We start from the raw sequence: 9,533 nt of genomic DNA on the forward strand, positions 1-9,533 counted from the left end.
ATGGGCTAGGCTTGGAAGTGCTCGAGCCTTCCGTGTCTTCGCTGGGGCTGATCGGCGAGCCGTTTCTTACAAGGAAGCGCAGATTGTGCGGTGTCGCACATGTCACGTACGTCGTGGAGGCCCTTCAATTACCGGTAATTGTCTGACTCTCTTTGACTTGAGGATAACCATGAAAAACTCGCTCCTGATCGCTTCCCTGATCGCTGTTGCTGCTTTGGCCGCTTGTGGCAAAAAGCCTGAAGCCGCTCCGGCTCCGGCAGCTATGGTGGCTTCGGCTCCTGCTGCCCCCGCTTCGGCTGCTTCGGCTGATGCTGCTGCTTCTGGCGCTGCTGTTGCCGCTTCTGGCGCAGCAGTTGCTGCTTCTGCTGCTGCTTCGAAGTAATTCGGATCATTCGATAGCAGCTTTGGCTGCTATCGTGCGAGCAATAAAAAACCGCCTTCTGGCGGTTTTTTATTGCAAGAAAGGCTTTCTCAAGACTTTCTTGCGTGATCAACGCATTTCATTAACCAGCATGGTGATGATGCTGTGCGCGTTATCGTCGTTCTGCGGTGATCCTTGCGGGTCATGGATACTTACGACGCTGGACGTGGTGCTGAGTTCTTTGAGAATCAGGCGATAGCGTGTGCCGCTGTAACCTTCCGCCTTGGCTCCCGTGAATATCTTGCTCAAAAGACCGGGCTCTTCTTTGCCTGCCAACTTGGGATCGACATAGCGAACGTCATAAATACCTTGACTGCGGTCTCGATCTTCAACGGTGAAGCCACTGCGATCCAAAGCCAATCCAAGACGACGCCAAGCACGATCAGGTGCCTCATCAATTTGCATGGATGCTGCAGGTTTGCCAGGAAGCATTCGCGCACGAGTCGTCGTAGGCGTCGCATTTCGTACGGCGGCTGAGGCTTGGGAGGCGAGTGCGGTGCCCGATGGTTGTGCGACAGCATCCAAGTTGGCCAAACGCAACATCAAACGTGAAAGCATCTCAGCTTCGAGGCTGGGGTCGTTCTGGCGGGATTGAAACCGACCCGCTCCTGCGCCCGCGCCGACATCAGCGATGCCACGATGGCTGACATAAATTTCAGTGCCTCCGCCGGGGATGCGTTCGATACGGGTGTGATACCGATCTCGTTCTCCCGTGTCATAACTATCTTCGGCAATCTTGGAGAGCACCGCACGGCGTAGAAAATCTTGCGGCAACTTCGCTCTGTTTTCAGCCCAATCGGTGTCCATGATCCCAATTTCAGGCCGTTCGAAGCTGATCTTGAAACCGTTCTCACCCCAGAAGCTATGCAAAATGGGCCAGATGTCTTCCGGCTGTTTGGGTGAGACCAACCACCGTTGATTGCCATCCCGTTCTACACGTACGCCACTGCGGTTCAAGCTTGCGATGGTGCGTGAAGACGCCGACGAATCTGTGGCTCCACTCGCTGCTTTGCCGGCCGCGTTCGCACTTACGGCCTCGCCACCACCACCCATCGGCTGATAGCGCGGGTCACTATTCAGCTGGGTGAGATCAGGAGGAATTTCGATGATCGGACCATGCACCGTCACGGTGCGGTAGTCCAGTTTGGAGGTGATTGGCGTGTCAGAGGCACACCCTACCAAACCCACCAGCCCGAAGCTTAGGACGGTCACACGCCACCCTCGTGTGTTCATCGGTGATGGCGAGAAAGTCAGTGGGGTAGAGATCATGCGCTTCAAGGTCATGGGCAAATCAGGTTTTGGGCAGCAAACCAACATCCACCAAGGCGTTGTCCATCGCGGTAGCTAGGCTTGCCGACATGGAGATCAAAGGTAGGCGCATCGTGCCGCCACAGTGACCGAGGCGTTGCATGGCCCACTTTACGGGGATCGGATTGGGTTCGACGAAAAGTTGCCGATGGATCGGCAACAAGCCGAGATGGATTTCCCGTGCTGTACGCGCATCACCTGCCAAGGCTGCGCGGCACAGATCGGCCATGGCGCGAGGTGCGATGTTGGCCGTGACACTGATGTTGCCGTGGCCGCCCAGAAGCATCAACGCAACAGCGGTACCGTCGTCACCTGAATAAATAGCGAAATCAGCTGGAGCCTCACGAATTAGCCAACATGCGCGCTCAATGTTGCCCGTGGCTTCTTTGATGCCGACGATGCCAGGAATCTGTGCCAAGCGCATGGCGGTCTCAGGCAGCATGTCCGCGCCGCAACGGCCTGGCACGTTGTAAAGCACCATTGGAATATCCACCGCCGCTGCGATGGCCCGGAAGTGCTGGTACATGCCTTCTTGGGTCGGCTTGTTGTAGTAGGGCACGACCGAGAGGGTGCATGTGGCACCGACGTCTTTGGCAAATCGACTAAGCTCAATCGCTTCTTGGGTCGAATTGGCACCTGTGCCGGCCATCACGGGCACACGACCGGCAGCTTGTTCCACTGCAACGCGGATGATGTCGCAGTGTTCCTCGACCGACACGGTGGGCGATTCGCCCGTGGTACCAACCACGCCGATGCAGGCGGTGCCTTCGGCAATGTGCCAATCAATCAAACGACGCAGGGCGTCAAAATCGACGCTACCGTCTTCGTGCATGGGCGTCACAAGCGCCACGATGCTGCCAACAATGGGTGTCATGATGGGTTCAGTCCTCAGAATCGGGCGATTCTAACTGTGACACCCGACACATCTCGTGCTGGACTTCACCGTTACCCGCAGCCCCATAGGCGATTGCCCAGATCAATGACCAGATCGGACCGAAGGTAACTGAGAAAAACCCCGGCCAAAAGACCGATGATCAAGAAATAACGCAGGATTTGTTGAATCATGGGCGAGTCTGTTTGTCGGTTGGTGCTTCACGCACTGCCGTGTTGAACAGGGCGGCAACCACGCCTAAAGCGATGCTGATCCACCAAACGATGTCATAGCTGCCACTCAGATCGTGCAGTCGCCCACCGAGCCATACCCCCAAGAAGCTGCCGAGCTGATGGCTAAGGAATACCACGCCCCCGAGCATCGAGAGATGTTTGACACCAAAGATCTGGGCGACCAAGGCGTTGGTGGGCGGCACGGTAGAAAGCCAAAGTAAACCGATCACCGCTGAGAAGATCTCTACCGATAGCGCTGTGATGGGTAGCGCCAAAAAGACACTGATGGCAACGGCTCGGCTGGCATAGATCCCTGAAAGTAAGCGGTTTTTGGGCCAATGCTGGCCGAGCAGTCCCACGCCATAGGTGCCAAAAATGTTGAATAAGCCAATCAAAGCCAAGGATGTGGTGGCGACCTCAGGGGACAACCCTTGGTCTTTGAGAAAGCTTGGCATGTGCACGCCAATGAACACCACTTGGAAGCCACAGACGAAATAGCCTGCACTGAGCCAGAGAAAACTGGGGGTGCCAAGTGCTTCGAGCAGTGCTTCTTTCGTGCTTTGTGGACCGGTCGGTCGTGCAGTGGTGACGGTTTGAATGGGATCAATGCCAAGAGAGGAAGTTTTGGGCTGACGTAGGCCCGTGGCAAACGGGAGGATGAGCAAAGCACACAAGCTCAACGCCCAGAGCGCACCTTGCCAATCGAGTTGATGGATGAATTGGTTTGAGACCGGCACCATTAAAAACTGGCCGAAAGAGCCGGCAGCAGCGGTTAACCCCATGGCCCAAGAGCGTCTATGGGGTGGGATGTTGCGGCCGATGACGCCGTAGACCACCGCATAGGTGGTGCACGACTGGGCCAGACCAATCAGCAACCCACTACCGAGCACGAAGCTGAAGGGCGTGTCAGCAAGGGCCATCCAACCCAAGCCTGCGGCGTAAAGCAAGCCTCCGACCATCAACACCCGTGGTGCGCCTTGGCGATCGGCCCACATGCCGGTGAACGGTCCGCTCAGGCCCCAGACCAAGTTTTGCAGGGCCAGCGCCAAGGCGAAGCTTTCTACGCTCCAGCCATGGGCACGGGTGATCGGGGCCAGCCACAAGCCAAAACCATGGCGAACCCCCATCGATAAGGTCACGATCAGGCCGCTGAATAACAAGACTTGGGTGATCGGCAGCAAAGGGATGGAGGGTGAAGTTGGCTTAGACATAGCGCTGTATTGTGATTAATATCAAGCCGCTTCGGGCGCAGTCATTGGCCGCACCGTCTCGCGTGCGCCGCCCATGGTGGTCGGCCGTTACCCCCAAGTACGTGCATTCAGGCGGCGTTATTTCTCTTGATGGAGCGCCATCATGAAGACTTCAGGGATCAACAAGCTGGCCCATGTGTTGGCCGTGTCTTTGGCATTGACGGCTGGAACGGTTGTTGTTGCCGAACCTCATAACGACACCGAAGAGGCGGTTTACTTTGCACCCACCGCTGCGCCTTATGGCACCTCGTTTCCCGAGTGGACCGCTCAGTGGTGGCAGTTCGTCGCTTCCATGCCACCAGCCATTCATCCGCTGCTTGACCCGAGCGGCGAGGCGTGTGCCATCGGTCAACGCGGACCAGTGTGGTTTTGTTTGGAAACTTTGGAGGGGTGACTCAACGTGCATGCACCATTCCGGCGAATAAGGCTTTGTTCTTTCCGCTGCTGAATGCCTTCGCGTTTGATTCACCGGGCGTCTGTGGTCAAGACGCCGTCCATGTCTCAGTCACTGATTTGCGCACCCTCGTGGCCCCGTGGGTCACGGGAGCGCAGTTGAGCGCGCAAGTCGACGGTGTGCCGATTCGACATTTGGAACGTTTCCGCCATCAGTCGGTTGTTTTCAGTATCAGTACGCCCAACGGTGACCTGTTTTGCAACTTGCCACAAGCGACCTATGGGCCGGCGGTCGATGACGGCTATTACGTCATGCTCAAGCCCTTACCACCCGGTGATCATGTGGTTCATTTCCAGGGTGCGCAGGGGACATTCAGCCTAGATGTGACCTATCAGATCAAGGTATTGCCTATGTAAGCTGGGCCAGCACAGACCTTTTCATGTGCTGGCCTTTTCATGCGCACTTTTGATCGCAAACTCAGAAGCGCACACCCAGCTTGATGCCGTAGCTGGTGTTGCTGCCGGTTTTGTCGCCTTCAACCGCCACGTTCAACAGCATGAAGTTCATGTTCAGGCCGACAAAGGTTTTGGGTTGGGTGAAGCTTTCAGCTTGCAGTGAGGCCACGCCGTTCGGGGTCGATTTGACTTGCACGATACCGACACCGGCATAGGGCTTGAGGAACAAGAAGCCTTTGGAGATCGAGACATCCAAGCTGGTGGTGCTGACGTCGAGTTGCGAGACGCCTGACATGCTCGAATAAGCACCGCGCACCGCCACCGCCGGCGTCACCATGCCGCCCGGCAAGAAAGCCCAGCGCAGTTCAGCGCCCTTGGTGCTGACGCCGGTGCCCGGCAATGTGCCCAGCGCCACGCCCACGTCGATGTTCATCGGCAAGCCCTTGTGCGCGCGGACCATGGCAAAAGGCAGGGTGCTGAGATCGATCGAGCCTCCGGAGGCTTGGTTCAAAACGTTTGTGCTTTGCAACTTGGTGGCCCCCAGGCCCACACCGACGTCAAAGCCGATGATGCCAAGGCTCTCAGCCGGTACCAAAGGCTTGTAAGACACTGCGGCGCCCAAGTCTTCGCTCAACAGGCGGAAGTCGGACTGCGACAGCGCATTGAGGGCGTTGATGGAACCCGCATGGGCGCCAAAAGCGCTCAGGGTGGTGGCAGTGGCGAGGAGGAGAGGGCGCATCTTCATGGCAATGATCCTGATCTTGGTTGGCAGGTAAACGGTTCACAACGGTCAAAGTGACCATTTGCATAGGCTAACACCGGATCGATCTCTCTTTGCTGAAGCGCATCCCTACGCATCCCTACAATCCGCGCCCATATGTCTAGTCAAGTACCTGTGAAAGCCACCGTTCCCCCCAGCGCTGCCGCCTATGGCGAGGCCTCGATCCGTGTTCTGAAAGGGCTGGAGCCCGTCAAGCAACGGCCGGGCATGTACACCCGCACCGACAACCCGCTGCACATCGTCCAAGAGGTGATCGATAACGCCGCCGACGAAGCTTTGGCGGGTTTTGGCAGCCGCATCGCGGTGAACCTGCACCTTGACGGCTCCATCAGTGTTGAAGATGACGGCCGGGGCATTCCTTTCGGCCTGCATCCCGAAGAAGGTGTGCCGGTGATTGAGATCGTCTATACCCGGTTGCACGCGGGCGGCAAGTTCGATAAAGGCTCGGGCGGGGCTTACAGCTTCTCGGGCGGTCTGCACGGTGTGGGCGTCAGCGTGACCAATGCCTTAGCGACGCGTCTGGCCGTGACGGTCTGGCGCGAGAAGCAAGTCGCACAGCTGGTTTTCTCGGGCGGCGACGTGATTGAGCCGTTGACCCTGCGTCCGGCTGAGCGCGCTGAGCGCAAGAGCGGTACGGCGGTACGGGTCTGGCCCGACGCCAAATATTTTGAAAGCGCCGAGCTGCCGCGTGCCGAGCTGATCCATCTGCTGCGCAGCAAGGCGGTGTTGATGCCGGGTGTGACGGTCACGCTCAGCACCGAAAAAACCGGCGAAACCCTTACTTGGCTCTACAAGGGCGGCCTGCGCGACTACCTGCAACAAAGCCTGTTGGCCGAGCCGTTGATTCCGCTTTTTGAGGGCGCGCATCACGCCAGCAGCCATGAGAGCGAGAACTTTGCCGAAGGCGAAGGCGCGGCGTGGTGCGTGGCTTTTGCCGAGCAGGGTCAAAGTCTGCGTGAAAGCTACGTTAACTTGATCCCCACCGTGGCCGGCGGCACGCACGAAGCTGGGCTGAAAGAAGGCCTCTTCAGTGCCATCAAAGCCTTCATCGACATGCACTCGCTCTTGCCCAAGGGCGTCAAACTCATGCCGGACGATGTGTTTGGTCGTGCCAGTTTTGTGCTGAGCGCCAAGGTGCTTGATCCGCAGTTCCAAGGCCAGACCAAAGAGCGCCTGAACAGCCGTGACGCGTTGCGCTTGGTCAGTGCCTACGTCAAACCGGCTTTTGATCTGTGGTTGGGCCAGCACGTTGAGCACGGCAAGAAGCTGGCTGAATTGGTGATTCGCCAAGCGCAGGCGCGTCAAAAGGCCGGGCAGAAGGTTGAAAAGCGCAAGGGCTCAGGCGTGGCGGTGTTGCCGGGCAAGCTCACCGACTGCGAAAGCCGCGATCTAGCGGATAACGAGTTGTTTTTGGTCGAAGGGGATTCGGCCGGGGGCAGCGCCAAGATGGGTCGCAACAAGGAAACCCAAGCCATCCTGCCGCTGCGCGGCAAGGTGCTCAACACGTGGGAAGTGGACCGTGACCGGCTCTTTGCCAACAACGAAATCCACGACATCGCCGTTGCCATCGGCGTCGATCCGCACGCGGCGGGTGATACGCCCGATTTGAGCAACCTGCGCTACGGCAAGATCTGCATCCTCAGCGACGCCGACGTGGACGGCTCGCACATCCAAGTGCTGCTGCTCACGCTCTTTTTTCGCCACTTTCCCAAGCTCATCGAGACAGGCCACATTTATGTCGCCAAGCCACCGCTCTTTCGGGTCGATGCCCCAGCGCGAGGCAAAAAGCCGGCCACCAAGATCTACGCCTTGGACGTCGCCGAGCTGCAAGCCGTCACCGACAAGCTTAAAAAAGAAGGCGTGCGTGACCCGGCCAGTTTGAGCATCAGCCGCTTCAAGGGCTTGGGCGAAATGAGCGCCGAGCAGCTCTGGGACACCACTCTCAACCCCGACACCCGCCGCTTGTTGCGCGTCGATCATGGCGCGCTCGACGTCGAAGCCACCACCGCGTCGCTCACCAAGCTCATGGGCAAAGGCGAAGCCGCCGCCCGCCGCGAGCTCATGGAGCTGCACGGCGATGCGGTGGAGATCGATATCTGATCAGCGGTTGCGGTCTTGGCGCGGCCGCCCGCCAGTTCTTGATTGCCACAGCGGTTTGTGGCTCTTGATCTGGCGCTCAATGCCGTCGTTCAAGCGGTGGCGCAGGTCGATGACGTCGGCGACGTCGCCGTAAACACCGGGGAAGCGCAGGTCCAGCCAGAGCCATAGGGCGCAAGCGCGCAGGGCTTGTTCCATGCGGTCGAGGCGGCTGTATTCGTCCACCTCGTGCAGGAACCACGGGCTGGCGACCATGCCGGTTTCGGCGTGGCTGCGCGCCCAGCTCAAGAACGCCTGCACTTGCGCTTCGGTGCGGGTATCGACCGGCGCCTGGGCGTAGGTGAAACGCTGGCGCAGATTCAAGCTGGCGGCGTTTTGGTCGAGCTGCTCGGCCAAGGTCAGCATTTGTTCGAGTTCGGCCACGGCAAAGTGGGCGCTGTCGAGCTGGAGCTGATCCATGAAGACCTTGAGCACTTCGTGCAGGCCGGTCTTGCCCAAGCGCGCCGAGATGGTGTCGATGTGCCAACCGTTCGGGGCCACCGGCGCTTTGAACTGGCGCGGCGCACGCGGTGTTTGCGGCAGAAGCTGGCGCAAGGTTTTGGCGGCTGACGGTTCGGCTTCCTTCAAAACGCCCGTGAAGCCTTCTTCGTGCAGACCGAAGCGCCCGGCGCGGCCAGCGATTTGATGCACTTCCGAGTCCGTCAGCAGCCGGTCGCCTTGGCCGTCGAACTTGGTCATGGTGCTGAACAGCACGCGGCGGATCGGCAGGTTCAGGCCCATGCCGATGGCGTCGGTGGCCACCAGCACCGAGACCGCGCCTTGGGCAAAGCGTTCGGCTTCGCGGCGGCGCACTTCGGGCGGCAGCGCGCCGTAGATCACCGCCACCGAATGGCCGTGGGCGGAGATCTGATCGCGCAGCATCAAGACATCGCGCCGACTGAAGGCCACCACCGCGTCGCCCTTGTGCAAGGCGTTGAGCGGCACGGGCGCGGGCAGCAACTGCACCGCTTGTTTGCGCTCAAAGCGCTGGATGGTGCAGCTTTCGCCGCACAAGCCCAGCAGGCCTTCGAGGGTTTCGACGGCGTATTCGGAGGCGATGATGAACAGCTCGCGCGCGGGCACCGCCACGATGGCCTGCGTCCACGCCCAGCCCCGGCTGGGGTCGAAGATCATCTGCGCTTCGTCGATCACGGCCACGTCAATGATCTCGCGTGTGCCGACCATCTCGATGGTGCTGGAGGTGATGCGTGCGCCTTCAACCGGCACGTTTTCCTCGCCGGTGCGCAGCGAACACAGCACGCCGCGTTCTTGCAAGCGGTCACGCCCTTCCAAGGCCAGCAGGCGCAGCGGAGCCAAATAAGCGCCGCTTTCGGCCTTGGCGAGACGCTCGAAGGCTTGGTAGGTTTTGCCGCTGTTGGGCGGCCCGATCAGCAACGTGACCTTGCGCTCTAGGTGCCTAGCGCGCTCAAAGGTGTCCGGGTAGCCCTGAAAAGCCAGCTCGCTGTTCAGGTCTTCGAGGGTGTTGATTTCATGGGCGCGGTGCTCCCAGCGTTCCAAGGCGCGCAGACAAGCGTGCTTGAGCGAGGCAAAGTCCTGCATCAAGGCGCACTCGGATTGCAGTGCGGGCAGCAAGGAGCTCAAGTGCTCGGGATTGCGGTTGCCGGCACGCTCGACCAGCGTTTCGAGGTGGGCGCTGAGCTCTTGGGCATGCGGATAAGCCGGG

Annotated in this window: 9 protein-coding genes; 4 read left to right on the plus strand and 5 right to left on the minus strand. The window is 59.3% G+C overall.

Annotated elements, in window-relative coordinates:
* Positions 1-169 precede the first annotated feature (169 nt).
* A complete protein-coding gene (locus tag LEPOCDRAFT_RS01445) occupies positions 170-382 on the plus strand; it encodes a hypothetical protein (RefSeq protein ID WP_009756631.1) in 213 nt (70 codons plus the stop codon).
* A gap of 108 nt (positions 383-490) precedes the next feature.
* Here the strand turns inward: LEPOCDRAFT_RS01445 and bamC are convergent, their stop codons facing one another.
* The 3 genes from bamC to LEPOCDRAFT_RS01460 form a co-directional block, all read right to left on the minus strand.
* Complete coding sequence (gene bamC, locus LEPOCDRAFT_RS01450) at positions 491-1,705, minus strand: outer membrane protein assembly factor BamC (RefSeq protein ID WP_009756632.1); 1,215 nt, start codon at positions 1,703-1,705, stop codon at positions 491-493.
* 7 nt (positions 1,706-1,712) lie between these two features.
* The gene (dapA, locus tag LEPOCDRAFT_RS01455; RefSeq protein ID WP_009756633.1) at positions 1,713-2,603 is read right to left on the minus strand and encodes a 4-hydroxy-tetrahydrodipicolinate synthase; all 891 of its coding nucleotides are present in this window, start codon (positions 2,601-2,603) and stop codon (positions 1,713-1,715) included.
* Positions 2,604-2,790: 187 nt separating this feature from the next.
* Positions 2,791-4,044, minus strand: a complete 1,254-nt coding sequence (locus tag LEPOCDRAFT_RS01460; protein ID WP_009756635.1) for an MFS transporter — start codon at positions 4,042-4,044, stop codon at positions 2,791-2,793.
* Between the two features lie 142 nt (positions 4,045-4,186).
* On the opposite strand from LEPOCDRAFT_RS01460, the gene LEPOCDRAFT_RS01465 reads away from it, so the two are divergent.
* Together LEPOCDRAFT_RS01465 and LEPOCDRAFT_RS01470 are read left to right on the plus strand one after the other, a co-directional pair.
* Positions 4,187-4,477 (plus strand): hypothetical protein, encoded by a 291-nt coding sequence (locus LEPOCDRAFT_RS01465; protein ID WP_009756636.1) that lies wholly within the window; start codon positions 4,187-4,189, stop codon positions 4,475-4,477.
* The gene (locus LEPOCDRAFT_RS01470; protein ID WP_009756637.1) at positions 4,474-4,893 is read left to right on the plus strand and encodes a hypothetical protein; all 420 of its coding nucleotides are present in this window, start codon (positions 4,474-4,476) and stop codon (positions 4,891-4,893) included. Before LEPOCDRAFT_RS01465 ends, LEPOCDRAFT_RS01470 begins: the two co-directional genes overlap by 4 nt.
* A gap of 61 nt (positions 4,894-4,954) precedes the next feature.
* On the opposite strand, the gene LEPOCDRAFT_RS01475 is transcribed toward LEPOCDRAFT_RS01470, so the two are convergent.
* Positions 4,955-5,677: a hypothetical protein gene (locus LEPOCDRAFT_RS01475; protein ID WP_009756638.1), complete on the minus strand. Its 723-nt coding sequence runs from the start codon at positions 5,675-5,677 to the stop codon at positions 4,955-4,957.
* Between the two features lie 132 nt (positions 5,678-5,809).
* On the opposite strand from LEPOCDRAFT_RS01475, the gene LEPOCDRAFT_RS01480 reads away from it, so the two are divergent.
* Positions 5,810-7,813, plus strand: coding sequence for a DNA topoisomerase IV subunit B (locus LEPOCDRAFT_RS01480; RefSeq protein WP_009756639.1), 2,004 nt, complete (start codon positions 5,810-5,812; stop codon positions 7,811-7,813).
* Here LEPOCDRAFT_RS01480 and LEPOCDRAFT_RS01485 read toward each other — a convergent pair.
* Positions 7,814-9,533: helicase-related protein (locus tag LEPOCDRAFT_RS01485; protein ID WP_009756640.1), on the minus strand; the 1,720-nt coding region annotated here is incomplete at its 5' end. It abuts the gene before it with no gap.

Source organism: Leptothrix ochracea L12 (assembly GCF_000262525.1).